The 24,378-nt window shown below is 67.1% G+C and carries 22 protein-coding genes; 12 read left to right on the top strand and 10 right to left on the bottom strand.

Going from position 1 to position 24,378, the window contains the following annotated elements:
- Positions 1-13: 13 nt before the first annotated feature.
- Positions 14-856, bottom strand: a complete 843-nt coding sequence (locus JNJ68_RS18405) for a DMT family transporter (protein ID WP_294984912.1) — start codon at positions 854-856, stop codon at positions 14-16.
- An 88-nt stretch (positions 857-944) separates the two neighbouring features.
- On the bottom strand, positions 945-1,973 hold the full coding sequence (locus JNJ68_RS18400; protein WP_294984909.1) for a proline racemase family protein: 1,029 nt from the start codon (positions 1,971-1,973) through the stop codon (positions 945-947).
- A 255-nt stretch (positions 1,974-2,228) separates the two neighbouring features.
- Here JNJ68_RS18400 and JNJ68_RS18395 point away from each other — a divergent pair, with 255 nt between their 5' ends.
- On the top strand, positions 2,229-4,073 hold the full coding sequence (locus JNJ68_RS18395) for an SLC13 family permease (protein WP_294984907.1): 1,845 nt from the start codon (positions 2,229-2,231) through the stop codon (positions 4,071-4,073).
- Between the two features lie 60 nt (positions 4,074-4,133).
- Here JNJ68_RS18395 and dapA read toward each other — a convergent pair whose 3' ends face one another.
- On the bottom strand, positions 4,134-5,006 hold the full coding sequence (gene dapA, locus JNJ68_RS18390; RefSeq protein ID WP_294984904.1) for a 4-hydroxy-tetrahydrodipicolinate synthase: 873 nt from the start codon (positions 5,004-5,006) through the stop codon (positions 4,134-4,136).
- A gap of 140 nt (positions 5,007-5,146) precedes the next feature.
- Between dapA and JNJ68_RS18385 the strand changes: the two genes are divergently transcribed.
- Positions 5,147-7,084 carry a lytic transglycosylase domain-containing protein gene (locus JNJ68_RS18385; RefSeq protein ID WP_294984901.1) on the top strand — a complete coding sequence of 646 codons (1,938 nt, stop codon included), beginning with the start codon at positions 5,147-5,149 and terminating at the stop codon, positions 7,082-7,084.
- On the opposite strand, the gene JNJ68_RS18380 is transcribed toward JNJ68_RS18385, so the two are convergent.
- Positions 7,081-7,521: a potassium channel family protein gene (locus JNJ68_RS18380; RefSeq protein WP_294984899.1), complete on the bottom strand. Its 441-nt coding sequence runs from the start codon at positions 7,519-7,521 to the stop codon at positions 7,081-7,083. The two genes, JNJ68_RS18385 and JNJ68_RS18380, sit on opposite strands and share 4 nt — an antisense overlap.
- A gap of 48 nt (positions 7,522-7,569) precedes the next feature.
- Between JNJ68_RS18380 and smpB the strand changes: the two genes are divergently transcribed.
- The 6 genes from smpB to JNJ68_RS18350 all read left to right on the top strand — a co-directional run bounded on the left by smpB (position 7,570) and on the right by JNJ68_RS18350 (position 12,900).
- Positions 7,570-8,049, top strand: a complete 480-nt coding sequence (gene smpB / locus JNJ68_RS18375; RefSeq protein WP_294984896.1) for an SsrA-binding protein SmpB — start codon at positions 7,570-7,572, stop codon at positions 8,047-8,049.
- 138 nt (positions 8,050-8,187) lie between these two features.
- Positions 8,188-8,475 carry a hypothetical protein gene (locus JNJ68_RS18370; RefSeq protein ID WP_294984895.1) on the top strand — a complete coding sequence of 96 codons (288 nt, stop codon included), beginning with the start codon at positions 8,188-8,190 and terminating at the stop codon, positions 8,473-8,475.
- A 114-nt stretch (positions 8,476-8,589) separates the two neighbouring features.
- Complete coding sequence (sseA, locus tag JNJ68_RS18365) at positions 8,590-9,453, top strand: 3-mercaptopyruvate sulfurtransferase (protein ID WP_294984892.1); 864 nt, start codon at positions 8,590-8,592, stop codon at positions 9,451-9,453.
- Between the two features lie 15 nt (positions 9,454-9,468).
- Complete coding sequence (locus JNJ68_RS18360) at positions 9,469-10,644, top strand: amino acid aminotransferase (RefSeq protein WP_294985198.1); 1,176 nt, start codon at positions 9,469-9,471, stop codon at positions 10,642-10,644.
- A gap of 6 nt (positions 10,645-10,650) precedes the next feature.
- On the top strand, positions 10,651-11,526 hold the full coding sequence (locus JNJ68_RS18355; RefSeq protein WP_294984890.1) for a DMT family transporter: 876 nt from the start codon (positions 10,651-10,653) through the stop codon (positions 11,524-11,526).
- Between the two features lie 54 nt (positions 11,527-11,580).
- Positions 11,581-12,900: an acetyl-CoA hydrolase/transferase C-terminal domain-containing protein gene (locus JNJ68_RS18350; protein WP_294984888.1), complete on the top strand. Its 1,320-nt coding sequence runs from the start codon at positions 11,581-11,583 to the stop codon at positions 12,898-12,900.
- 251 nt (positions 12,901-13,151) lie between these two features.
- On the opposite strand, the gene JNJ68_RS18345 is transcribed toward JNJ68_RS18350, so the two are convergent.
- The 4 genes from JNJ68_RS18345 to JNJ68_RS18330 all read right to left on the bottom strand — a co-directional run bounded on the left by JNJ68_RS18345 (position 13,152) and on the right by JNJ68_RS18330 (position 16,334).
- Positions 13,152-14,015: a DMT family transporter gene (locus tag JNJ68_RS18345; RefSeq protein ID WP_294984885.1), complete on the bottom strand. Its 864-nt coding sequence runs from the start codon at positions 14,013-14,015 to the stop codon at positions 13,152-13,154.
- A 22-nt stretch (positions 14,016-14,037) separates the two neighbouring features.
- Positions 14,038-14,469, bottom strand: coding sequence for an EamA family transporter (locus JNJ68_RS18340; RefSeq protein WP_294984881.1), 432 nt, complete (start codon positions 14,467-14,469; stop codon positions 14,038-14,040).
- A 141-nt stretch (positions 14,470-14,610) separates the two neighbouring features.
- Entirely contained in the window at positions 14,611-15,969 is a 1,359-nt protein-coding gene (locus JNJ68_RS18335) for an ammonium transporter (RefSeq protein ID WP_294984878.1), read from the bottom strand.
- Between the two features lie 26 nt (positions 15,970-15,995).
- A complete protein-coding gene (locus JNJ68_RS18330) occupies positions 15,996-16,334 on the bottom strand; it encodes a P-II family nitrogen regulator (protein WP_294984875.1) in 339 nt (112 codons plus the stop codon).
- A 273-nt stretch (positions 16,335-16,607) separates the two neighbouring features.
- Between JNJ68_RS18330 and JNJ68_RS18325 the strand changes: the two genes are divergently transcribed.
- Both JNJ68_RS18325 and JNJ68_RS18320 read left to right on the top strand, forming a co-directional pair.
- Positions 16,608-18,914 (top strand): transglycosylase domain-containing protein, encoded by a 2,307-nt coding sequence (locus JNJ68_RS18325; RefSeq protein WP_294984873.1) that lies wholly within the window; start codon positions 16,608-16,610, stop codon positions 18,912-18,914.
- Positions 18,915-18,983: 69 nt separating this feature from the next.
- On the top strand, positions 18,984-19,589 hold the full coding sequence (locus JNJ68_RS18320) for a hypothetical protein (protein WP_294984870.1): 606 nt from the start codon (positions 18,984-18,986) through the stop codon (positions 19,587-19,589).
- Positions 19,590-19,753: 164 nt separating this feature from the next.
- Here the strand turns inward: JNJ68_RS18320 and JNJ68_RS18315 are convergent, their stop codons facing one another.
- Together JNJ68_RS18315 and JNJ68_RS18310 are read right to left on the bottom strand one after the other, a co-directional pair.
- Complete coding sequence (locus JNJ68_RS18315; protein ID WP_294984868.1) at positions 19,754-20,362, bottom strand: ABC transporter substrate-binding protein; 609 nt, start codon at positions 20,360-20,362, stop codon at positions 19,754-19,756.
- A complete protein-coding gene (locus tag JNJ68_RS18310; protein ID WP_294984865.1) occupies positions 20,352-21,131 on the bottom strand; it encodes a VacJ family lipoprotein in 780 nt (259 codons plus the stop codon). Before JNJ68_RS18310 ends, JNJ68_RS18315 begins: the two co-directional genes overlap by 11 nt.
- 158 nt (positions 21,132-21,289) lie before the next feature.
- On the opposite strand from JNJ68_RS18310, the gene JNJ68_RS18305 reads away from it, so the two are divergent.
- Together JNJ68_RS18305 and JNJ68_RS18300 are read left to right on the top strand one after the other, a co-directional pair.
- On the top strand, positions 21,290-23,080 hold the full coding sequence (locus tag JNJ68_RS18305) for a type I secretion system permease/ATPase (protein ID WP_294984862.1): 1,791 nt from the start codon (positions 21,290-21,292) through the stop codon (positions 23,078-23,080).
- Complete coding sequence (locus JNJ68_RS18300; protein WP_294984859.1) at positions 23,077-24,372, top strand: HlyD family type I secretion periplasmic adaptor subunit; 1,296 nt, start codon at positions 23,077-23,079, stop codon at positions 24,370-24,372. The genes JNJ68_RS18305 and JNJ68_RS18300 overlap by 4 nt, the downstream gene beginning before the upstream one ends.
- Positions 24,373-24,378: the final 6 nt, after the last annotated feature.

Below are 24,378 nucleotides of genomic sequence, written 5' to 3'. Positions count from 1 at the left end.
GGTTTCACCCACCCTACCGTTTCAGGGCGAATATCCCGGAGCCCACGACCAGCGCGGCGCCGATCCAGGTGGTGAGGTCGGGGCGTTCGCCGAAGAGCGCCATCGCCAGGACCATGGCGAAGATGAGCCGGGTGTAGCGGAAAGGCGTGACGGCCGAGACCTCGCCTGTCCGCATGGCATAGGTGAGGGCGTGATAGCCCGCCACCGCGAAGACCGTGCCGCCTGCCAGGTAGAGCAGCCCGAGTCCGGTCGGCATCGTCGCGCCACCGGTGACGACCAGCAGGATCGCCCCGGCGCTGGCGAGCATCGCGAAGCCGAGCGCGCCGAGCTGGCGGTTCGACAGGCCCTTTGGCGCGGCGCGGGTCGCAAGGTCGCGTCCCGCGAAGCCGAGGAGGCCAACGACGGCGAGGAGCGAGAGGGCGGAGAAATCCGATCCCGGTCGCAGGATCACCAGCACACCAATGAGGCCCAGCACCACGGCCAGCCAGCGATGCGGTCTGACCCTTTCGCCGAAGACCAGCGCCGCCCCGGCGACGACGACGAGGGGCGTGGCTTGCAGGATCGCCGAGGTGGTGGACAGCGCGGTCAGCGTGATGGCGAGGCCATAGAAGAGGCGGCCCGTCACCTCGAAGGCAGAGCGGACCAGCATGGGACGGGACAGGAAGGCGGGTGGCAGGAGCGCCTCGCCCCGGCGGGCGGCCATGGCGGCGAAGATCAGCATCCCGCTCAGGCCGATGGTCAGCAGAACCTGGCCGAGGGGGAGGCCCCGCGCGGCCGCCTTGACGAAGACATCCTCGACCGCGAACCCCGCCATCGAAGCGGTCATGTAGAGCGCGCCGCGGTGGTTGTCGGTCATCGCTGCACCCTCCTCAAGCACATCGCGCGCCGCTCGGCGGCCCACGGCGAGGCGGGTACGAAGGGTTCGGCGAGCGGGCCGGAAAGGATCACCGCGCGCCCCAGGTGTCGCTCAGCCGATAACCCTCGGGCCACGGATCGGCGGGATCGAGCATGTGCTGGTGCGTGCCGGTGATCCAGGCGCGGCCCGAGATTTCCGGCAGGATCGCGGGCAGGTCCCCGACCCTGGTGGCACCCACGATCCGCCCCTCGAACTGGCCGCCGATCAGCGAGCGGGCGCGCAGCACCTCGCCCGGTCCGATCTGGCCACGCGCCGCGAGGATCGCGAGGCGGGCGGAAACGGCGGTGCCGGTGGGCGAGCGGTCGATCTTGCCGGGACGGATGGAAACCGCGTGCTTCGTCTCCCAGCCGTCAGCCACCTTGGTCAGGGGGCCGGCGAAGAGACAGAAGGAGAAATGCCGCCAGTCGGGGTTTTCGGGGTGGCTGAAGCCAAGCTGTTCATCGGCGGCGGTGGTGATCTGCACGCCGAGCTTCGCCATTTCATGCGCGTCTTCGGGCGAATGGGTGAAGCCCAGCACCTCGGCGTCCACGACAACGAAACTGTCGGCGCCATAGGCGGTGTCGACGGTGATCCTGCCGAGGCCGGGCACGTCCAACGGCACGGAAAGCCTGTCGGCAAATGAGGGGAGGTTCCGTACATGGATGCGCTCGGCCTTGCCGTCCTTGCAGTCGGCGCGGACGGCCACAAGCCCGCCGGGGGCTTCCAGCAGCACTTCGGTGACGGGTTCGGTCATCGGGAGAATCCCGCTGTCGAGGAGCACGGTCGCGACGCAGATCGAGTTCGAGCCGGACATCGGCGGATTGTCCTCGGGCTCCATGATGACGAAGCCCATCTGCGCGCGGGGGTCCTTGGGCGGGACGAGGAGGTTCACATGCCGGAAGACGCCGCCGCGCGGTTCGTTCAGGACGAAGTTGCGCAAGGTCTGGTCGCGCCAGAGTGCCTCGCGCATTTCCCAGAGCGTTGTGCCGGAAGGTGGCGCGACGCCGCCGACGATGACATCGCCAACCTCACCCTCGGCATGGGCCGAGATGACATGGATGGTCTTCGAACTGCGCATGGAACGCCTCCGGGCCTGGCGGCCAACCTGTGCCAGCAGCGCGGGAATGGCAAGGACCGGCCAAGGCGACCCGCCCGCCCGTCGGCTCAAGGTCTTGATCTTGCGCGCCGATGGATCGATCCTGTCGGCATCCGGGCCGGTGGTGCCGATCATCCTTCGCCGTGCCGACGCCGCCCTGTCCCCCAGAAGAAGGCCCAAGAACGTGCATCCGCCCCGCCTTGCCGTCGCCCCGTCCGCCCCTGCGAAAGTGTCGGGATGACGGCCCCCCAGATCCTGCTGCTGGCGATCCTAGCCGGGACGATGGTGCTGTTTCTCTGGGGACGGTTCCGGCACGATATCGTCGCGCTGATCGCTCTGATGGCCTGCGTGATCGGCGGGCTGGTGCCGGCCTCCGACGCCTTTGCGGGATTCGGTCACCCCGCCGTCATCACCGTGGCCTGCGTTCTGGTCCTGAGCCAGGGGCTGCAATATTCGGGCACGGTCGACTGGCTGGCGCGCAAGGTCCTGCCGCAGAAGGCCGGGAGGTTCAGGAGCATGACCGCCCTCATGGGTCTGGGCGCGCTTCTGTCGGGGTTCATGAACAACGTCGGCGCGATGGCGTTGTTGATGCCGATTGCCGTGCGGCTGGCGGGACAACTTGGCCTGGCCCCGGGACAGGTGCTGATGCCGCTGGCCTTCGGCACGATCCTGGGTGGCATGACCACGCTGATCGGCACGCCGCCGAACCTGATCGTCTCGGGCTTCCGGGTCGAGGCCGGCGGGGCCGCGTTCAGCATGTTCGACTTTGCCCCGGTCGGCGTGGCGGTCGCCCTGGCAGGCGTCGCCTTCATCGCGCTTTTCGGCTGGCGCCTTGTGCCGGCGCGCAAGTCGATCTCGGGCGGCGAGTTCGAGACCGCCCAGTATCTGACCGAAGTCCGGGTGCCGAAGGGCAGCAAGGCCATCGGCCTGACGCTCCGGGCCTTCGAGCGCGGGATCGAGAACAGCGGCGCGCAGATCGTCGGCCTCGTTTCGAACGACGTGCGCATCAACGCGCCGCATGGCGGACGTCGCATCGGTGCCGATGACATCCTGGTGCTGGAGGCGGATGTGAATACGGTCGGCAAGGCTCTGTCGGTCTACGGCATCAAGCTGGAGGAGCAGGGATCGTCATCCGGCAAGGACAGCCCAACCGGCAAAGGCAGCGCCCATCCGGGGACAACGACCGAAGCTGGCGAGGATGGGACCGACAAGGCAAGAGCCACCGAGGACATTGTCCTGCGCGAACTGGTCGTCTTGCCCGGTTCAAGCATTGCCGGGTCGTCGGCCAGCGACCTTCACCTGCGCACGCGCTATGGGTTGAACCTTCTGGCCGTCTCGCGTCAGGGCACTTTGCCCCGGGCACGATTGCGGACGCTGAAGCTCAAGGCGGGTGATCTTCTGCTGATGCAGGGGCCGACAGAAGTGATCGCGGATTTCATCGGCGACACCGGCTGCGTGCCCCTGGGCGAACGTGAGTTGCGCATCCCCGACAGGCGCAAGGCACTGATTGCCGGGGCGATCATGCTGGGTTCGGTGGGTCTGGTGACCTTCGGCCTTCTGCCCGCCGCCGTGGCCTTCACCCTTGGGATGATCGCGTCCATGCTGGCGCGGACCCTGCCGCTGGAGCAGGTCTACCGGGCGATCGACTGGTCGGTGATCGTGCTTCTCGCCGCCCTGATCCCGGTGGCCGAGGCGATGCAATCGACCGGCACCGCAGATGTCCTGTCGCGGTTTCTGGTCGACACGATCGCGCGCGACAATGCGGTTGCGGCCCTCGCTGTCGTGCTGGTCACGACGATGTTCCTGTCCGACGTGATGAACAACGCCGCCACCGCCGCCGTCCTCTGCCCCATCGCCATCGGCATCTCCGCAGCGCTGGGCGTCAATCCCGACAGCTTCCTGATGGCCGTGGCCATCGGCGCGTCCTGCGCCTTCCTGACGCCGATCGGGCACCAGAACAACACGCTCATCCTGGGCCCAGGGGGTTTTGGCTTTGGCGATTACTGGCGCCTGGGCCTGCCGCTGGAAATCGTGCTGCTTGCGGTCAGCCTGCCGCTGCTGCTGATCGTCTGGCCGCTGTAGGATTTCGGCCGCGCTTGCGCTTGGCCGGCCGTGATGCGGTCAGACGCGAGGCAGCTTGTCTCAGATCAGCCCGGCGTGCTTCATCGCCGCCTTGATCTTCGCCTTGGTCCCGTCGGTCAGCCCGACCAGCGGCAGGCGGACCTCCTCGCTGCACAAACCCAGCATCGAGAGCGCGTATTTGGCGCCGACGAGGCCGGGCTCGATGAAGATCGCCTCGTGCAGCGGCATCAGCCTGTCCTGATACTCCAGCGCCTTGGCGTAGTCGCCCGCCAGCGTCGCCTCCTGGAATTCGGCACAGAGGCGAGGCGCGACGTTGGCCGTCACCGAGATGCAGCCGACACCGCCATGGGCATTGAAGCCAAGAGCAGTCGCATCCTCACCCGAAAGCTGGATGAAATCGGCCCCGCAAGAGGCGCGCTGCTGGCTGACGCGCTCGATCTTGCCGGTGGCGTCCTTGACCCCGATGATCCGGGGCAGCTTGGCCAGCGTCCCCATCGTCTCGGGCGTCATGTCGATCACCGACCGGCCCGGGATGTTGTAGATCACGATCGGCAGCGCGCAGCAGTCGTGCAGCGCGGTGAAATGGGCGATCAGGCCCGCCTGCGTCGGCTTGTTGTAATAGGGGGTCACGACCAGCGCGGCGGTGGCCCCCACCTTTTCGGCATGGCGCATGAGGGAAATGCCCTCGACCGTGTTGTTCGACCCCGCCCCGGCAATAACCGGCACCCGGCCCGCGGCGGCAGCGACGACTTCCTCGATCACCTTCTGGTGCTCGGCGTGGCTCAGCGTCGGGCTTTCGCCCGTGGTGCCCACCGGCACCAGCCCGTGCGAGCCTTCGGCGATGTGCCAGTCGACAAGTTTCTTCAGCGTCACCAGATCCAGCTCGCCGTTCTTGAACGGCGTCACCAGGGCAGGAAGGGACCCTCTGATCATGACGCTTCTCCTATCGTGATGGGGCGAAATTGCCCGAGCAAAGCGCGCCTCTCATAGCGGCAGACCGGCACAAAGCCAAGTCTTGCCGCTAACGCACTCGTGGGTTGTGAAGGGGCGTCGTGTCAGGCAGATTCATGGCCATGACAGGCAGGACAAAGATGATCCGGGCGCTGGCGGTGGCCTTGGCCATCCTTGCGAACCCGGGCGCGGCAGATACCACACAATCGATGCGGACGGCGCTGGAGCTGGCCGCGAAGAAGGATTGGGCGGGCGCCTTGTCGGTCGCCCCCTCGGGCGTCGGGCGCGACGTGATCGAATGGCAGCGCCTGCGGGCGGGCGAGGGGCGGCTGGGGGAGTATGAGGAGTTCCTCTCGCGCCGCCCGGACTGGCCCGGCCTGCCGCTGCTACGCGAAAAGGGCGAGCAAGCCGTGGCGCGGTCGACCGATCCGGCGCGAGTCATCGCCTGGTTCGACGCCGGTCCGCCGGAAACGGGAAAGGGCGCCATCGCCTATGTCACGGCGCTTCTGGCCGCGGGCCGGGCGGCGGATGCCGAGACCGAGGCGATGCGGGCCTGGTCCACCCTGCCCTTCGCGGCTGACGAAGAGCAGGCGCTGATCGACCTTGCCCCGGAAGCGGTGGGTTTCGTGCATGAATTACGTCTGGAGAACCTTCTGTGGGAAGGCCGGTCGAAGGAAGCCGAGCGGATGCTGAAGCGGGTGCCCGAGGACCTGCGCGCGCTGGCCCGGGCGCGGCTGGCCTTGCAGGCGCAAAGCAAGGGCGTCACCGGATTGATCGAGGCGGTGCCGAAGGCGAAGACCTCGGATGCGGGCCTTGCCTATGACCGTTTCATCTGGCGGATGAAGAAGGACCTGTATGACGAGGCAGCCGAGCTGATCCTGGAACGGTCGAAATCCGCCGAAAGCCTGGGCCGCCCGGAAGCCTGGGCCGAACGGCGCGCGGTGCTGGCCCGCTATCTGATGCGGAACGGCCGGGCGAAAGAGGCCTACCGGATCGCCGCCAACCACCATCTGCAAACCGACAGCGGCGCCTCGGCCTATGCCGACCTGGAGTTCCTGTCGGGCTTCATCGCCTTGCGGCGGCTCAACGACCCGGCGGTGGCGCTGAAGCATTTCAAGCACCTGCTGGCGGGGGTGACGACCCCGATCAGCCTGGCCCGCGCGCAGTACTGGATCGGCCGCGCGGAAGAGGCCGCAGGGCAGGACGGCAGCGCCAGCTACAAGGCCGCGGCGAAACACCAGACGGCCTTCTACGGGCTTCTGGCGGCGGAACGACTGGGCCTGTCGCTGGACGAACGGCTTTTGGCAAAGCCAAAGGCACCGGACTGGCGCGATGCGGGTTACGCGCAATCCTCGGTGCTGGCGGCGACGCAACTGCTACTGAAGGCGGGGGACCGGACGCTGGCCAAGCGGTTCCTGCTGCATCTTGCCGAAAGTCAGGACGAGATCGGGCTGGCGCAGATGGCCGACATGGTGCTGGACTGGGGCGAGCCGCATCTGGCCGTGCTGATCGCCAAGCAGGCCGCCGAACGCGGGCTGATCCTGCCGCATGCCTATTACCCGGTGCCGGACTTCGTGCCCGATGGCTTGCAGGTCAGCCGCGCGCTGGCACTGTCGATCTCGCGCCGGGAAAGCGAGTTCGACCCTGCCGCGCGGTCCTCGGCCGATGCGCGCGGGTTGATGCAGGTGCTGCCCGGCACCGCGAAGCATATGGCCGAGAAGCTGGGCAAGCCCTTCGATGCGGCGAAGCTGATCTCGGACCCGGCCTACAACGTCACCATGGGATCGGCCTATCTGGCCGAGATGGTCGGAAAATTCGGTCCCTCCATCGCGCTTGTTGCCTCGGGCTACAACGCCGGCCCCCGCCGCCCGGAACGCTGGATGACCGAATTCGGCGACCCGCGCCGCGCCGATGTGGATGTGGTCGACTGGATCGAGACGATCCCCTTCGCCGAGACACGCACCTACGTCATGCGGGTGGCCGAAGGCGTGGTGATCTACCGCGCCAAACTGAAGGGCGCGGTCGGGCCGGTCAGGATCACCGAGGAACTCAAGGGCTAAGGCTTGTGCCGTCGTTCCAGTTGCGCCAGCCGCACCTGCCGCAGCGCCTCGACCAGAAGCGCGGTCATGAGGCCGAAACTCAACAGGCCATTGACCGCCGCCATCGCCGCCAGGATACGCCAGTCCTTGTGCGGCACCACGTCGCCCAGTCCCAGCGTCGAGAAGGCCTCGATGGCGAAGTAGAGCGATTCCTCCAGCGACTTGAAAACGCCGGTCTCGAACAGGACCCAGGCCCAGGTCCAGATGCCCAGCGTCAGCACCGCCAGCACCCAGAGGCCGACGGCCACCAGCATCAGCACCAGCTTGGGGCGCTGTGGCGGCCGGACAAGCCACGGGTGCGTGGCGCGAAAGGCGATCTCCAGCACCAGCGCGGCCAGCGCCATCACCAGCACGTTCAGGACCAGAAGGCCGGAGCCCAGGAGGATTTGGAGAAGCATGTGAACCTTCTGGACTAAGCCCGTCCCAGACCTTATCTCACGGCGATCATGGTGGCCAAGTCCGATCCCAACTCCAAACTCATCGCCGAAAACCGGCGGGCGCGTTTCGATTACCACATCGAAAGCGATCTGGAGGCCGGCATCATGCTGCTGGGGTCAGAGGTGAAGAGCCTGCGCCAGGGCGGATCGAACATCGCGGAAAGCTATGCCTCGGTCGAAGGGGGCGAGCTGTGGCTGATCAACGGCTACATCGCGCCCTATCTCCAGGCCAAGACCTTCGGGCATGAGGAGCGGCGGCGGCGCAAGCTCTTGGTGTCAAAGAAGGAACTGTCGCGGCTCTGGTCCGCCGTGGGGCGCGAAGGCATGACCATCGTGCCGATGAAGATGTATTTCAACGACCGCGGCATCGTGAAGCTGAAGCTTGGCATCGCCAAGGGCAAGAAGCTGGCCGACAAGCGGGAAACCAGCGCCAAGCGCGACTGGGACCGGCAGAAGGCGCGGCTTTTGAAGCAGAACAGCCGCGACTGAATTTGCACAAATCATACATTTCTTGCCGGAATTGCGTTCATCTGGCAGAATTTCCCATACCGGACAGAAAGTCCGGGGCATAAGCCGGGTCAACCGGACAGGGAACCGGCGACAGTAGGGAAAGGTAATGTCATGGGTATGGACCTGATCATCCAGATCATCGCGGGTCTGCTTGGCGGCAACGCCGCAGGCGCGGGACTGAAGAATCTGAGCCTCGGGACGGCGGGCAATTCCGTCGCGGGTGCAGTTGGTGGTGGCCTTGGTGGTTTGCTCATGGGCATGCTCGGCGGTGACGCGGGCGCGGCAGCGGATGCGGCTGCCAGCCTCGACATCGGCTCGATCATCCAGTCGGTCGTCGGCGGCGGTGCCGGCGGTGCCATTTTGACGGCGATCCTCGGGATGCTGAAAAAGGCGCTGGTGAAGTAACACGATACGACAGGTCGCGCGAAGGCGAGCCCCCGCGCGACCTGACCACGGCCGAGGCCGCTTGCGCCCGGCGCAAAGGCGCGGATATATCCCGGTGATCCCGGGAGATGCGCCATGACCCCTTCGCCGCAGGACGACCCCAAGACCCTGGTCTCGACCGACTGGCTGGCGAGGCACCTGCGCGACCCCGACCTGCGGGTGCTGGATGCCAGCTGGTATCTACCGGCGCAGAACCGCGACGCGAAGGCGGAATATGCCGCCGCCCATATCCCCGGCGCGCGTTTCTTCGACATCGACGAGATTTCCGACCAGCGCTCCAGCCTGCCGCACATGGCCCCGCCGCCCGAGAAGTTCATCAGCCGGATGCGGGCGATGGGCGTGGGCGACGGGCATCAGGTGGTGGTCTACGACGGCGCCGGGATCTTCTCGGCCGCGCGGGTCTGGTGGACCTTCCGGCTGATGGGCAAGACCGACGTGGCGGTGCTGGACGGCGGTTTCCCGAAATGGCAGGCCGAGAACCGCGAGATCGAGGACATGCCGCCGGTGATCCGCGACCGGCACATGACCGTCTCCCGCCAGAACCATCTGGTGAAGGACGTGACCCAGGTCGCCCATGCGGCCAAGCTGGGCGAGGCCGAGATCCTCGACGCCCGCGCCGCACCCCGCTTCCGTGGCGAGGCGCCGGAACCCCGCGCCGGTCTGCGCTCGGGTCACATCCCGGGGTCGAAGAACATTCCCTTCGCCGAGGTGCTGAACCCCGATGGCACGATGAAACCGCCCGCCGCGCTGAAGGCAGTATTCGAGGCGACCGGGGTGGACCTGAAGAAGCCGGCGATCACCTCTTGCGGATCGGGCGTGACGGCGGCCGTCCTCAGTCTTGCGCTGGAACGGATCGGCCACCGCAACCATGCGCTCTATGACGGCTCCTGGGCCGAATGGGGCATGTACGACGACCTGCGGGTCGCAACCGGGCCGTGACGGCCAGAGGACATGATGCTTGAGACCCTGAACCCCCAGCCGCAGGACAAGATCCTGCAACTCATCGCGATGTTCCGCGACGATCCCAGGACCACGAAGATCGACCTTGGCGTCGGCGTCTACAAGGACGCGACCGGCCTGACCCCGGTCATGCGCGCGGTGAAGGCGGCCGAGCACAAACTGTGGGAGACGGAGACGACGAAGACCTACACCGGCCTTGCAGGCGAGCCCGCCTTCAACGCCGCGCTGGTGGGAATGATCCTGGGCGAGGGCTATGCCGACCGCGCCGCCTCGGTGGCGACGCCCGGCGGGACCGGGGCGATCCGACAGGCGCTGGAGCTGATCCGGATGGCCAACCCCAAGGCTCGCGTCTGGATGTCGGCACCGACCTGGCCGAACCACCCGTCGATCGTGAAGTACCTCGGCATGACCGGGGTCGAGTATCGCTACTTCAACGTCGCCACCTCGGGCATCGACTTTCCCGGCCTGATGGCCGACCTGGAAGGCGTCAGCGCCGGGGATGCCGTGCTGTTGCATGGCTGTTGCCACAACCCGACAGGGGCGAACCTTGACGGCTCGCAATGGGATCAGGTGATCGCGCTTCTGAAGAAGAAGGGCGCCATCCCATTCGTCGACCTCGCCTACCAGGGCTTCGGCGACGGGCTGGACGAAGACGCGGCTGCCACCCGCAAGATTGCAGCCGCCTTCCCCGAGGTGCTGATTGCCGCCTCGTGCAGCAAGAACTTCGGCATCTACCGCGAGCGGACGGGTATCCTGATCGCCCTGACCTCCCCCGACCGGAAAGCCGTGGTGCAGGGCAACCTGAACTTCCTCAACCGGCAGAACTACAGCTTCCCGCCCGACCACGGCGCGCGGCTGGTGACGATGATACTGGAAGACGCCGCGCTGACCGCAGACTGGAAGGCGGAGCTGGAAGACGTCCGCCAGAACATGCTTTCCTTGCGCAAACAGCTGGCCGATGAACTCCGCCGCGCGACCAACACCGACCGCTTCGACTTCGTCGCCAGCCATCGCGGCATGTTCAGCCGCCTTGGCCTGACCGAAGCGCAGGTCAACCGGCTGCGGGAAGAGCACGGCATCTACATGGTCGGCGACAGCCGGATCAACATCGCGGGCCTGAACGCGAGGACCGTTCCTGTGCTGGCCGCCGCCATCGCGCAGGTCCTCTGACGCATCATGCTGGCCATCGTCCTGTCACTTGGGGCGGCGGTCTGCTTCGCTGCTTCCGCGATGTTCATCAACTCGGTTTCGGGCCGGGTCGGGCCGTTGCAACTGTCCCGCTGGCAGATGGGCCTTGCCTTCCTGATGACCGGCGCGATCGTCCTTGTGACGGGCGGCTGGCGGACGATGGACGGGTCGATGATCCTCTGGCTTGCCGCCTCGTCCGTATCGGGCATCATGCTGGGCTCGCTGACCTTCATCGCGACCATCCAGTTCACCGGCCCGCGCATTTCGGCGCTGCTTTTCACCACCGCCTCGCCCTTCGCCCTGGCTTTGGGCTTCCTGTTCCGGGGCGAAACCGTCAGCCTTGAGCAGGCGGCCGGCGTCGGGCTGATCGTCGCCGGGATCATGCTGGCGGTCATCGGCCCGAAGCGGGATGAGGGCGCACGGGTGCCAAAGCCCCTGTGGATCGGGATCGGGCTCGGCCTCCTGACCTCGCTTGCCCAGGCAACCGGAAGCCTGCTGGCCCGCCCGGCGATGCTTGCCGGGGCCGATCCGGTCGCGGCGATGGCGGTGCGGTCGGGAACGGGTGCCCTGTTCTTCATCCTTCTTCTGGCGCTTCCGGGGCTTCGGCCTGCCGCGCTGCCGTCCTTGCCCGCGATCCGGCGGATCGGCCTGTCCTCCGTCGCCGGCATGGTGCTTGGCATGTCGCTGCTGATGGCGGCCCTTGCGCGCGGCAACGTCGGAATCGTGACCACGCTTTCCTCGACGATGCCCATCCTGATCCTGCCGATGGTCTGGGTCCTGCATGGCCGGATGCCCGGCCTGCTCGCCTGGGTCGGGGCGGTACTGGCAGTCGTCGGAACCGCGTTGATCAGCCTTTCCACCTGAGGCTTGGCAGAACCCCCTGCCCGTGCTTGACTGGCCCGAAACCGGGGGGCGGCGATGGGACGCGCGGCGCGCAGGATCACGGCGGAGGAAGCGGCGGCGCTGGTCCAGCCGGGCATGTGGCTCGACTACGGGGCGGTGCTGGGCCAGCCCGACGCCTTCGACGAGGCGCTGGCCGCCCGGCTTGGCCCCCTCACGAACATCCGCTTCCGGTCGGTCCTGACCGCCCGCCCCCGCGCCGTGCTGGAGGCGGACCCGGAGGGGAAGCACATCCACTGGTTCTCCACCCATTTTTCCGGCTACGACCGAAGGAAGCATGACGCCGGGATGGCGCATTACCTGCCGGTGAATCTGGGCGAGGTGCCGGACTACTACCGCCGCTTCATCGACCCGCCGGACATCGTGGTCTTCAAGACCGCCCCGATGGACGAGAAGGGCTTCTTCAACTTCGGCCCCAACGTGCTGTGGATGCGGGCGCTGGTCGAGCGGGGGAAGGTGGTGATCGTCGAGGAGACGCCGACCCTGCCCTACGTCATGGGCCAGGGAACCGGGGTCCACGTCTCTGAAGTCGACTACATCATCCCCGGCCATGACCGCCCGATGGCAGAGCTGCCGAAGGCCCCGGCGACCGAAGTCGACAAGGCCGTCGCCCGGCTCATCGCGGCAGAGGTGGAGGACGGCGCCTGCCTGCAGATCGGCATCGGGGGGATGCCGAACGCGGTCTGCTCGCTGCTGGCGGAGAGCCCGGTGAAGGACCTTGGCATCCACACCGAGATGCTGACCGACGGGATCGTCGACCTGTATCGCGCCGGACGGATCACCGGGGCGCGGAAGCAGATGAACGCGGGCAAGATGGTCTGCACCTTCGCGCTCGGGGCGCAGTATCTGTACGACTTCCTGCACCGCAATCCGGAGGTGGAGTTCCATCCGGTCGACTATACCAACCTGCCGCACATGATCATGCGGAACGACAAGGTGGTGTCGATCAACAACACGACCCAGGTCGATTTGCAGGGGCAGGCGGCGTCGGAGTCGGACGGGTTCCGGCATATCTCGGGGACCGGGGGGCAGCTCCAGTTCGTGCGGGGGGCCTATGGGTCGAAGGGCGGGAAAAGCTTCATGTGCCTCGCCTCGACCTACGAGAAGAAGGGGGAGCGGCGGAGCCGGATCGTGACGGCGCTGACAAGGGGCAACGTGGTGACGACGCCCCGGACGGACATCATGTATGTGGTGACGGAATACGGGATGGCGAACCTGAAGGGGCGGTCGATCGCCGAGCGGGCGCGGGCCCTGATTTCCATCGCCCACCCGGATTTCCGGGAGGAGCTGGAACGGGAGGCCTACGAGCATCGGCTGATCCCGCGGGGATTCTTCTGAGAGTGTCCACGGTGGACAAAATCTGTTAGTGCATTAGATTCAATATCTTGGCATTTTTCATTCAGGATTTCTTAATGACTCGCGAGTTGGGGGCGCCTGTCAAATCGAGCGCCTGCGGCGCGAAGACTCCTTGTCTCGCCGGCTTGTGTGAAGGACACAAGCCGGCTCGGATGGGCCTCCGGCGGGGATACTTGGGCAAATGTGAAAGGAAAGTCGAGGATTTCGGGTCGAGGCGCATAGGCGATGCGGGCCTACCGGCTGGCCCGCCATGCCGCCAAGAGACCCGAGACGGCGATCAGCGCCATGCCGGTGAAGGCCAGGACGTCGGGAAGCTGGTGGAAGACCAGCCAGCCCAGAGCTGTCGCGAAGGCGATGTGCATGTAGTTCACCGGCGCAAGGGTGGAGGCCGGGGCCTCGCGGTAGGCGGAGGTCAAAAGCAGGTGCCCGAGGGTCGCGCAGGTGGCGTAGACCAGCACCAACCCGGCATCCGGGGCATCGGGCCAGCGTGGGACGCCAAGGACCAGCACCATGCCGACCGACAGGACCGAGCCGACCAGCGCGGTGTGGAAGAGGAGCGCCATCGTCGTCTCGGTCCGGGTCAGGATGCGGGTCAGCAGATGGTAGCCGCTGCCGAGGACGGCGTTCAGGAGGCAGAGCGCCACGCCCCAGGGGTCGAGCCCGGAACCGGGCCGGGCGATGAGGAGGACACCAGCGAAGCCCAGCGCCGCACAGAGCCAGCCGAGCGGGCTGACCCTTTCACCCAGGATCGGACCGGAGGCGAGCATGAGGAGGACCGGGGTGATGTAGATGATCGCCACCGTCTCGGCCACCGGCATCACCCGGAGCGCGAGAAGCATGGTGATGGTCGCGAAGGCGAGGAGGACACCGCGCAGGATCACGAGGCCGGTGCGCTGTGTTCGCCAGACGACGCTGCGGTGGCGGGGCCACATGGTGACGAGGACAAGGGCTACATTGATGATGTAGCGCGCCGACAGGATCAGCGGCGCGGCATAGAGCATGGAGAGATGCTTGCCGAGCGTATCGCCCCCGGCGAAAAGCAGGGTCGCGGCCACGACCAGCGCCACGCCTTTCAGGGGATTGCCTTCGGGATGCATGGTCGGAGCCGCCCTGCCCTGCCTAGACCTTCAGCGCCACCAGGACCGCCCCGGCCGCGATCAGCACGACTCCGGTCCAGTTCGCCGCCGACATCCGTTCGCCCAGGAAGACGGCGGCGAAGATCGCGACCAGCACGACGCTGAGCTTGTCGACCGGCGCCACGCGCGAGGCATCGCCAAGCTTCAGCGCCCGGAAATAGCAGAGCCAGGACGCGCCGGTCGCAAGGCCGGACAGGACGATCGCCCCCAGTGTCGTCCAGGAGACCCGGGCGGGGTTCTGCCACTGGCCGGTCCCGGCGACGATCAGGGCCAGGACGGCCAGCACGACGCAGGTGCGCAGCAGGGTGACATAGTCGGAGGGAAGGCCGCTGACGCCGATCTTGGCGAAGATCGCGGTCAGGGCGGCAAAGATGGCCGAAAGGAAGGCCCAGAACTGCCAGGTGGTTGTCATCATGTCGGTCCCCTTCCTACAGCGCCAGCCTAGACCGCACCCTTGGCTTGGGGAAGGCCATGCGGTGCCATCGGGGTCCCGCAAAGGCAAACGGCCCGCGGCGAGTTTCCGCGGGCCGTTCCGGTTCAGTGGCAGGCCATGCCCTCAGCTATGGTAGGCCTGTTCGCCGTGGCTGATGAGGTCGAGACCCTGACGCTCGGTGTCGCTGTCGACGCGCAGGCCGATGGTCAGGTCGACCAGCTTGTAGGCGACGAAGGACACCACGCCGGACCAGACGATCGTGATCAGCACGCCCTCGATCTGGACCCAGAGCTGGGACATCATCGCATAGTCGTCGCCCTTGACCCCGCCGAAGGCTGCCGCCGACAGGACCCCGGTCAGGACGGCACCGATGATGCCGCCGATGCCATGGATGCCGAAGACGTCGAGGCTGTCGTCATAGCCCATCTTGTGCTTCACCGTGGTCACGAAGAAGTAGCAGACCAGCGAGACGATCACGCCGAGCAGGATCGCCCCCATCGGGCCGATGGTGCCGCAGGCCGGGGTGACGGCGACAAGCCCCGCCACCATGCCCGAGGCCGCACCCAGCATCGAGGCCTTGCCCCGCGCCATGCCTTCGATGGCGCACCAGGTCAGCGTCGCCGCTGCGGTTGCGATGAAGGTGTTGATCATCGCGAGCGTCGCGCCGCCGTTGGCTTCCAGGTTCGAGCCGACGTTGAAGCCGAACCAGCCGACCCAGAGCATCGAGGCACCGATCATGGTCATGACCATCGAATGCGGGGCCATGTTGTCCTTGCCGAAGCCGACACGCTTGCCGATCACCATGCAGCCGACCAGCGCCGCGATCCCGGCGTTGATGTGGACGACCGTGCCGCCGGCGAAGTCGATGGCGCCCTTGACGAAGAGATAGCCGTTCGCATCCCAGACCATGTGGGCGATGGGGAAGTACGAGAATGTGCCCCAGAGGACCGAGAAGGCGAGGACGGCGGTGAACTTCACCCGCTCGGCAAAGGCGCCGATGATCAGCGCGGGGGTGATCGCGGCGAAGGTCATCTGGAAGACGATGAACAGGTATTCCGGGATCACGTAACCCGCCGAGAAGGTCGCAGCCATGCTGTCGGCGGTGACGCCGGACAGGAAGAGCTTGGCCGTGCCGCCCCACCAGGCGCTGGTCGAGCCGCCGAAGGCGAAGGAATAGCCGTAGATCACCCAGACGATCATCATCACGCAGGCGATGACGGTGGTCTGCATCAGCACCGACAGCATGTTCTTCGACCGCACGAGCCCGCCGTAGAACAGGGCAAGGCCCGGGATGGTCATGAACAGGACCAGCACGGTCGAGATCATCATCCAGCTGACATCGCCCTTGTCCATGACCGGGACGACTTCCTCGGTCACGGTTTCGGCAACTTCGGCCGTGGCTTCCTGTGCCCAGGCGGGCAGGCTGGACAGGAGCGCGGCAGACAGCGCGCCAAGTCCGGCAAGTTTGGATTGCAGTTTCATCTCAGGTGTTCCCCTCTTCCCGCCCCTTAAAGCGCGTCGTCATCGGTTTCGCCGGTGCGCACCCGCACGGCATGTTCAACGTCCAGGACGAAGATCTTTCCGTCGCCGATCTTGTCGGTTCGGGCCGTGGTCTGGATCGTGGTGACGACCTGGTCGGCCAGGGCATCGGCCACCACGATCTCCAGCCGGACCTTCGGCACGAAGTTCACGGCATATTCGGCGCCGCGGTAGATCTCGGTGTGGCCCGACTGGCTGCCGAACCCCTTGATCTCGGTCACCATCATGCCGCGCACCCCGATGGCGGTCAGCGCCTCGCGGACCTCGTCGAGCTTGAACGGCTTGATTGCTGCAATGATGAGCTTCACCTTCTGTCCCCTCGTTCCGTTGCATCAGGGCGAACCCTTCGTGGGGAATGAGGCGGTCGAATGCTGCACCTGCACAAGAAATGGACGGGGGTGGAGGTGGCGGAGAGGTCGTTAAGTGCACAATTTCTGCACTTCTCGGGGCAGATGCCCAATTCTTGAGCGGCAAAGCGATGCGAATCGTGGTCGGCCTGACTTCGCTTTCCGGCAAATCCGGGATATGGTCGCCGCCAAACGGGCTGGAACAGGCCCAGGTCACGAGTTGGCAGAGCAGGCATGGCAGCGAAAGACCGGGGGCGCGGCCCCCTTGTGGCGGACAGACGGTATTCCTCCTCGCGCGCGGCCCCGTCGGGCGGCGGGCCGAAGAAGCCTGCGCCTCCGAAAGCGGCCAAGCCGAAGCGCAGCCGGACGCCCCGGCCCCGGCGGCAGCACGGGCTGGTGATCGGGCTGATCGCGGCGATCTGGCGCGTCCTGTGGGGCATCGCCTGGCGGGGAGCGGCGATCGGCGCGCTGATCTATGGCGGGATCGTCTGGTATTTCTACGCGCAGCTGCCCGAAGTGACCGACCTGATCGACGGGCGCGCGCGGGGGTCGGTCACCATGCTGGACCGCAACGGCGAGGTCTTCGCCTGGCGGGGCGAGACCTTCGGGGGCATGGTGACGGCGGAAAGCGTGTCGCCCTATCTGCACGACGCCGTGGTGGCGACGGAGGACAAGCGGTTCTACTGGCATTTCGGCATCTCGCCGCGCGGCATCGCCAGCGCGATCCGGATCAACCTGTCGGAAGGCCGGGGCGCGTTCGAAGGCAACGGCGGGTCCACGATCACCCAGCAGACGGCCAAGCTTCTGTGCCTGGGGGTCGAGTGGGACCCGAAGCAGTGGAAGTCGGAAGCCGACTACGAGAAGGACTGCCGCAAGGGCGGGATGTGGCGGAAGATCAAGGAAGTGCCCTTCGCCATGGCGATGGAGGCGAAGTATTCCAAGGAAGAGATCCTGACGATCTATTTCAACCGGGCCTATCTGGGCGCGGGCGCGCGGGGATTCGAGGCGGCGGCGCAGCGCTATTTCGGCAAATCGGCGAAGGATGTCTCGGCGGCGGAAGCGGCGATGCTGGCGGGACTGCTGAAGGCGCCTTCCACTTATGCGCCGACCGCAAGCATGGAACGCGCACGGAACCGGGCGGCGGTGGTCATCGGGCTGATGGAGGAGCAGGGCTACCTCACCAAGGCCGAGGCCGACGAGGCGCGGGCCAATCCGGCGGTGCTGTCGAAGGCTGCGAAGCAGAAATCGGGCGGCTACTTCGCCGACTGGGTGATGGAGACGACGCCGGACTATCTGGCGCGCGACACGACGGAAGACGTGATCATCGAGACGACGCTGGACCAGGATTTGCAGAAGAAGGCCGAGGAGGCGCTGGCCTGGGTCTTCGAGAACAAGGTCAAGTCCGGCTCCAAGGCGCAGGCCGCCATAGTGGTGATGAGCGCGGATGGCGCGGTCAGGGCGATGGTGGGCGGGCGGAACCTGCCGAACGCCGGCGACTTCAACCGCGCGACCCAGGCACTGCGGCAGACCGGGTCTACCTTCAAGCCCTTCATCTATGCCGTGGCGATGGATCTGGGCTACAGCCCGATGGACTATGTCGAGGATACGCCGCTCTGCATCTACACGGCAGGGTCGGGCGACTGGTGTCCGCAGAACTATGACAAGACCTTCAAGGGCCAGATCACCCTGACGCAGGCCCTGGCCGAAAGCCGGAACATCCCGGCGGTGCGGGTCTCGGAAGCCGTGGGCCGCGATCTGGTGAAGCAGGTGGCGACCGATTTCGGCCTGGCGCAGAACTTTGCCGACGGGCCGGCGCTGGCGCTCGGGGTGTCGGAATCGACGCTGATCGACATGACCGGGGCCTTTGCGGGCATTCTGAACGGGGGGTCTTCGGTGACGCCCTACGGGCTCAACGCGCTGAAGCTGAAGGGGATGGACGAGCCCCTGTTCGGCGCGGGCGGCGGGATCGGCGAGCGGGTGATCAGCGAGAAGGCGGCGCATGCGCTGACCTACATGATGACCGAGGTGCTGAACTCCGGTACCGGGGGCCGGGCACGGCTGAAGGACCGCGAAGCCGCGGGCAAGACCGGCACCACGCAAAGCGCGCGGGATGCCTGGTTCGTGGGCTTCACGGCGGATTACGTGGTCGGCGTCTGGATGGGCTATGACGACAACAGCCCCTTGACCGGGGTCACCGGTGGCGGACTGCCGGCCGAGATCTGGCACGAGGTCATGGTACGGGTCAACGAGGGCCTGCCCGCGAAGCCGCTGATCAAGGAAATCCCCGAGTCGACCTATGCCCCGGTCGGGACCGGGACCGGCGAGGGTGCCATCGCAGCCGAGGACGTGCCCTATTTCGACGATCCGAACGCCCCGACCTATGACGAGGTCTACGTCGACCCGGCGACCGGCGAATCCATCCCGGTCTATGACGGCCCGCCCCCGGACGGCGCGGTGCTGGAAGGGCCAGTGACCGAAGCGCCCCGCAGGGGCGACCTCGTCGAACAACTGCTGGATGGCATGCTGGGCGGGAACAACTGACGCCGCGCTTGCCGGACAGCCGCGCCGGGCATAGCCTTCCGGACAGGTCCGCCTTGACCGGAGAGCGCCATGCGCATCGTGGAACAGACCCCTGACCGTCTGGTGCTGGAGATCCGCCCCGTCGCGCTGATGGTGTTGTGCGTGGGGCTGTTCCTGTTGTTCTTCGTCCTCGGATTCGGGATGCGGCTGTTCCTGCCCGCCATCGCCGGGTTGATGGGGATGTCCGACATGGGCCTGTCCGCCCTGCCCCGCGCGCCGGGGATGAATCTTCTGGGCTATGCTTCGGTCATCCCGCTTCTGGTCGGGGTGTTCCTGATCAAGACCCGGCGGCTGAGTTTTGACCGCCCCTCCGGCAAGGTGACAGTCGTCAGCCGGGGCGTGCTGGGCCGGAACGAGGCGGCCTATCCGCTGGCCGATCTGCAAGGGGCCTCGCTGGCGGCGAGCCGGTCCGGGAATTCCGGCACCACTTATCGGGCTGTGATGCATTTCTCCGGCATGACGGGGCAGGTGCCGGTGACGCCCTATTCGACCAGCGGCCCGGGACCATCGCGGACGGTCGAGGCAATCAATGGTTGGCTCGGGCCACGGATGACGGGACTTTCCGATCTGACGGGCGACCAGACGGCAGCAGTCGCCGCCGCGCTGGAGAAGCTGGGGGTCAAGCTGCCGCGCTAGTATGAGTGCAAGCGCGGCGGCAAGTTCAACCTGTCACCCCCGCGGAAGCCGGGGGGGGCCAGATGGCGCGATGGGTCCCCGCTTTCGCGGGGATGACAGGTCACGCGAGTTGGCCGATCTGGGCTCTCGCGATGAGAAGGCGAAGCCGAACGAGGAGCCGCTGGTCAGAGCTTGGCGAGATCGCCGATCAGCCGGTCCAGGTCGCCGCCGCGCTGGTCGAGGAGCGCGCCCATCTCGGTGCGCTCGGAGGCCAGCATGTTCACGCCCTCGATGATGATGTTGAAGAACAGGCTCTTGCCCGACTTGTCGGACACATGCCAGCGCACCTCGAACGGGGATTCGCCGGTCATGTAGGCGGTCGAGATCACCTCGAAGTAGCTTTTCAGCGCGCGGGCATCCGACACCTCGATCCGCCCGCCGATGAATTCGCGGAAGCGGCGGCCGTATTTGCGGCTGATGTAGCCCTGAAAGGCCTTGGTATAGGCCGAGAGCTGAGCCTTGGAGGCCGAGCGCGCCGCGGTGCCGAGGACGGAGCGGGCAATGGCCGGCACATCGGCGTAGCGCGCGAAGAGCTTCTCGAAATCCTTCAGCATCGCGCCTTCGGACTTGCCCGAGTTGATGATCCCGTTGATGTCGCCCACCGTCTTGTCGACCAGCGTCTTCGCGGCATCGGCGGTCAGGGCAAGGGCGGGCAGCGGCAGCGCGGCCAGCGCGCCGGTGGTGGCCAGGCCGGTCACGAAACCGCGGCGCGAGAGGATCAGGTCATTGGGCATAGGGGTCCTCGTAGGGGTCGATGAAGCCGTCGTCATTCGGGGCAGCCGTATCGCTCGCGGCGTCCGCATAGGGGTCGATGAAACCGTCGTCGCCGGTGCCACCTGCCGCTCCACCGCCCTTGCCCAGCTGGAAGCGCCGGTTTTGCAGGTAGAGGAGCCGCGCCTGAGCATAGCTGTCCGCGCTTTCATATAGGAGCGAATCCACTGTCGCCGAGAAGCGGTCGCGATCACCAAGCCGTGAGAAGAGCTTGAGGATCGTCGCGGCATTCGCCTCTTTCGTCGGCAGGGCCAGACGCACCGGGTTCAGCGCGAGGTCGGCAAGCATGCCCACCGTGTCGCGCGCGGTCGAGGGACCGGCGAGCGGAAGTTCCATGTAGGGGCCCTCGCCCACGCCCCAGACATGCAGCGTCTCGCCGAAATCGGTCGGCTTGCCCTCGACCCCGGCGTAGGAGGCGAAGTCGACCAGGCCGAAGACGCCGAAGGTCAGGTTTGCCAACAGGCGGACAGAGTTTTCGCCAGCATCGGCCAGACGGAACTGGAGCAGGTTGTTGGCGATGTCGCCGGGCAGGTCCAGCGTGTCGGCCACATTGCCCACGGCGCGCTTCACCGGCTCGGGCACCACGCCGTAGCCCTTGGAGGCCGGGCCGACCAAAGCACGGTCCACCCCCTTGTTGAAGGCATGGACCTTGCGGTTTGCAGGCTCGAACGGGTCGTTGATCCCGTTCGCAACCGGGGCCGGGCCACAGGCGGCCAGCAGTCCCGCCGCCACCACAAGCGCCGAAATTCGTGTCCCGCTTCTGAAAATAAATGGAATGTTCAGACCCATGTCCCTACTGTCCGGCCACCACGCCGCCAACGACAGTCTTGCGCGGGCGTTGGCAAGGCATAGAACCCCGACTTGCCCAAGACAACCGGCAAGCGTGGCAGATGCGCCGCGCATGGCAGGAAGACGCCAAGGAAGGAACGATGGCAGCGCCCGCGAAGCAGTCCACCGAAGTCCCGGCCGGCCTGTCCGAGATTGCCGTCGCGCGCGCCGCCTCGCGCCGGGCGTTGGCGCTCGCCTTCCTCTTCTCGGCGCTGGTCAACCTGCTGATGCTGACCGCGCCGCTCTACATGCTGCAGGTCTATGACCGGGTGCTCGTCTCGCGCTCGGAAGAGACGCTTCTCGCGCTGACGCTGTTGATGGGATTCCTGTTCCTGATGATGGGGATTCTGGACCATGCGCGGGGCCGGATCATGGCGCGGGTCGGTGCGCGGTTGCAGGATCGGCTGGACGGGCGGGTGCTGACGGCAGCCTTCCGCCGCCTGACTGTGGCACCACAGGACACCGCCGCGCTGGCGGCGCAGAAAGATCTCGACGCCATCGCCCGCTTCTGGGCTTCGCCCGTGCTTCTGGCGCTGTTCGACGCGCCCTGGGCCCCGGTCTTCGTCGCGGCGATCTTCGTCTTTCACCCCTGGCTGGGCTGGCTGGCCATTTTCGGCGGGCTGGTAATCGTGGGCCTCAGCTGGCTGAACCAGCAGGGCACCGAGGCGCCGCTCAAGGGCGCGAACCTTGCCACCCTGGCGGCGGACCGGCAGGCCGAGAACCTGAAATCCGATTCCGAGCTGATCCAGGCGCTGGGGATGTCAGGGGCCGCCTTTGCCCGGCTGAAGCTTGGCCGCGACCGGGCGCTGGCGGCGGGGCTTGCCGCCTCGGACATCTCGGGGCGCTACGCGGTCGCGATCCGGACCTTCCGGCTGTTCCTGCAATCGGCGATGCTCGGCCTTGCCGCCTGGCTGGTGCTGCGGCAGGAACTGTCGGCGGGCGCGATGATCGCCGCCTCGATCCTGATGGGCCGCGCCTTGCAGCCGGTGGAGCAGGCGGTGGGCCAGTGGCCGGTCGTCACCCGCGCGCGGCAGGCCCGGGATCGACTTTCCGGGCTCCTGGCCCAGACCCCGCCGCCACCGCCCCGGACCGAGCTTCCGCGTCCCAGGGCGATCCTGGACGTGCAGGGCGTGGCCGTCGTCCCGCCCGGCGGTGCCACCCCGGTGCTGCGCGGGCTGACCTTCCAGCTGCCGCCGGGGCAGGCGCTGGGGGTGATCGGGCCTTCGGGGTCGGGGAAATCCTCGCTCGCCCGCGCCCTGACCGCCGTCTGGCGGCCCGCGGCGGGGCGCATCCGGCTGGATGGCGCGACGCTCGACCAATACGATCCCGATACGCTTGGTGGCTATATCGGCTACCTGCCGCAACGGGTGACGCTGTTCGACGGCACCATCGCCGACAACATCGCGCGCCTGCAATCGGAGGCCGATCCGGCGCAGATCATCGCCGCCGCCAAGGCCGCCGCCGCGCATGAGATGATCCTGCGCCTGCCGGATGGCTATGACACCCAGGTCGCCAGCATCGGCAGCCGGTTGTCGGGTGGGCAGGTCCAGCGCATCGGCCTGGCACGCGCGCTCTACGGCGACCCGGTCCTGCTGATCCTGGACGAGCCGAACTCCAACCTCGACAACGACGGCTCGCACGCGCTGAACCAGGCGATCCGCACCGCCAAGGCGGGGGGGGCCTCGGTCCTTATCATGGCGCACCGCCCGGCGGCGATCCAGGAATGCGACATGCTTCTGGTGCTGAACGAGGGGGCCGTTGCCGCCTTCGGCCCGCGCGACGCCGTCCTGCGCGAAACCGTGCGGAATGCGACAGAACTCGTCCGCTCCGCCGCGCCCGGGGGGGTGGCATGAACCCTGCCCTTTCCATCCGCCGCCCGGCGCTTCTGGGGCTGGCTGCCACGCTGGCGCTGGTCGCGGGCTTCGGCCTCTGGGCTACGCTGACCCATATCTCGGGTGCGATCGTCGCCCAGGGGCAGATCGAGGTGGAGCGCGACCGCCAGGTCGTCCAGCACCCCGATGGCGGCGTCGTCGCGGAAATCCTGGTCAGCGAGGGGGCGCGGGTCGAGGCGGGGCAGGTTCTCCTGCGGCTGGACGGCGCCGCCCTGCGGTCGGAACTGACCATCGTCGAGGGACAGCTTTCGGAACTGACCGGACGCGCGGCGCGGCTGACCGCCGAGCGCGACGGGCTGGCCGAGCTTGCGTTTCCCGCCGAGATCCTGAGCCTCGCCGAAACCTCGCAGGAGGTTGCCGCCCAGCTTGAAGGCCAGCGCCGCCTGTTCGAGGCCCGCGCTGCGACGCTGGCCGAACAACGCGAGCTGCTGGCCCGGCGGATCGACCAGATCGCCGCACAATCGAACGGAATCTCGGCGCAAAGCGCGGCGCTGACCCGCCAGCTTGCCCTGATCGAACAGGAGCTCGCCTCGCAGCAAAGCCTGCTCGACAAGGGGCTGGCCCAAGCCGGGGCGGTGCTGGCGCTGCAACGCGAAGAGGCCCGGCTGGAGGGCCAGATCGGCGAGCTTCAGGCCGAACTCGCGCGGACCGAGGGCCAGGTGACCGAGATCGAGATCGAGATGTCGAGCCTCGACACCGCCCGGCGCGAGGAGGCCACGACCGAGCTGCGCCAGGTCGGGCCGATGCTGCTGGAGCTTGCCGAACGCCGCCGCGCGCTCCGCGAAAGGATCGACCGGCTGGAGATTCGCGCGCCGGTCGCCGGCATCGTACTTGGCCTTCAGGTCACCACGCCGCAAGCGGTGCTGCGCCCGGCGGAACCTGTGCTCTATGTCATCCCGCAGGACCGCCCGCTGGTCATCACGGCGCGAATCGCGCCGATCCATATCGACGAGGTGTCGGTCGGGCAGGCGGCGGAACTGGTCTTCCCGGCCTTTTCGGCCCGCGACACCCCGCATCTGACGGGCCGGGTGACGCGGGTCTCGGCCGATGCGCTGAGCGACCCGCAATCGGGCGCAACCTATTACACCGCCGAGTTGCAACTGGCCGAGGGCGAACGCGCGCGACTGGGCGACCGGGCGCTGGTGCCGGGAATGCCGGTCGAGGTCTTCCTGCAGACCGGGCGCCGCACGCCACTGGCCTATCTGGTGAAGCCCTTCACCGATTACTTCGCCCATGCCTTCCGCGAAAGCTGACGGGGG

The sequence above is a fragment of the Tabrizicola sp. genome (genome assembly GCF_016793705.1).
Lineage (GTDB): Bacteria > Pseudomonadota > Alphaproteobacteria > Rhodobacterales > Rhodobacteraceae > Tabrizicola.
Note: the sequence above shows the minus strand (reverse complement) of the source record. Positions and strands in the feature narration are given on the sequence as shown.

What these genes read in the sequence shown, in the direction of transcription:
- JNJ68_RS18300 (WP_294984859.1), top strand. Translation starts at nt 23,077, where the DNA reads ATGAACCCTGCCCTTTCCATCCGCCGCCCGGCGCTTCTGGGGCTGGCT.
- JNJ68_RS18325 (WP_294984873.1), top strand. Translation starts at nt 16,608, where the DNA reads ATGGCAGCGAAAGACCGGGGGCGCGGCCCCCTTGTGGCGGACAGACGG.
- JNJ68_RS18340 (WP_294984881.1), bottom strand. Translation starts at nt 14,469, where the DNA reads ATGATGACAACCACCTGGCAGTTCTGGGCCTTCCTTTCGGCCATCTTT.
- smpB (WP_294984896.1), top strand. Translation starts at nt 7,570, where the DNA reads ATGGTGGCCAAGTCCGATCCCAACTCCAAACTCATCGCCGAAAACCGG.
- JNJ68_RS18350 (WP_294984888.1), top strand. Translation starts at nt 11,581, where the DNA reads ATGGGACGCGCGGCGCGCAGGATCACGGCGGAGGAAGCGGCGGCGCTG.
- JNJ68_RS18380 (WP_294984899.1), bottom strand. Translation starts at nt 7,521, where the DNA reads ATGCTTCTCCAAATCCTCCTGGGCTCCGGCCTTCTGGTCCTGAACGTG.
- JNJ68_RS18335 (WP_294984878.1), bottom strand. Translation starts at nt 15,969, where the DNA reads ATGAAACTGCAATCCAAACTTGCCGGACTTGGCGCGCTGTCTGCCGCG.
- JNJ68_RS18400 (WP_294984909.1), bottom strand. Translation starts at nt 1,973, where the DNA reads ATGCGCAGTTCGAAGACCATCCATGTCATCTCGGCCCATGCCGAGGGT.
- JNJ68_RS18385 (WP_294984901.1), top strand. Translation starts at nt 5,147, where the DNA reads ATGACAGGCAGGACAAAGATGATCCGGGCGCTGGCGGTGGCCTTGGCC.
- JNJ68_RS18395 (WP_294984907.1), top strand. Translation starts at nt 2,229, where the DNA reads ATGACGGCCCCCCAGATCCTGCTGCTGGCGATCCTAGCCGGGACGATG.
- JNJ68_RS18320 (WP_294984870.1), top strand. Translation starts at nt 18,984, where the DNA reads ATGCGCATCGTGGAACAGACCCCTGACCGTCTGGTGCTGGAGATCCGC.
- JNJ68_RS18345 (WP_294984885.1), bottom strand. Translation starts at nt 14,015, where the DNA reads ATGCATCCCGAAGGCAATCCCCTGAAAGGCGTGGCGCTGGTCGTGGCC.
- JNJ68_RS18315 (WP_294984868.1), bottom strand. Translation starts at nt 20,362, where the DNA reads ATGCCCAATGACCTGATCCTCTCGCGCCGCGGTTTCGTGACCGGCCTG.
- JNJ68_RS18305 (WP_294984862.1), top strand. Translation starts at nt 21,290, where the DNA reads ATGCGCCGCGCATGGCAGGAAGACGCCAAGGAAGGAACGATGGCAGCG.
- JNJ68_RS18355 (WP_294984890.1), top strand. Translation starts at nt 10,651, where the DNA reads ATGCTGGCCATCGTCCTGTCACTTGGGGCGGCGGTCTGCTTCGCTGCT.
- JNJ68_RS18370 (WP_294984895.1), top strand. Translation starts at nt 8,188, where the DNA reads ATGGACCTGATCATCCAGATCATCGCGGGTCTGCTTGGCGGCAACGCC.
- sseA (WP_294984892.1), top strand. Translation starts at nt 8,590, where the DNA reads ATGACCCCTTCGCCGCAGGACGACCCCAAGACCCTGGTCTCGACCGAC.
- JNJ68_RS18405 (WP_294984912.1), bottom strand. Translation starts at nt 856, where the DNA reads ATGACCGACAACCACCGCGGCGCGCTCTACATGACCGCTTCGATGGCG.
- dapA (WP_294984904.1), bottom strand. Translation starts at nt 5,006, where the DNA reads ATGATCAGAGGGTCCCTTCCTGCCCTGGTGACGCCGTTCAAGAACGGC.
- JNJ68_RS18360 (WP_294985198.1), top strand. Translation starts at nt 9,469, where the DNA reads ATGCTTGAGACCCTGAACCCCCAGCCGCAGGACAAGATCCTGCAACTC.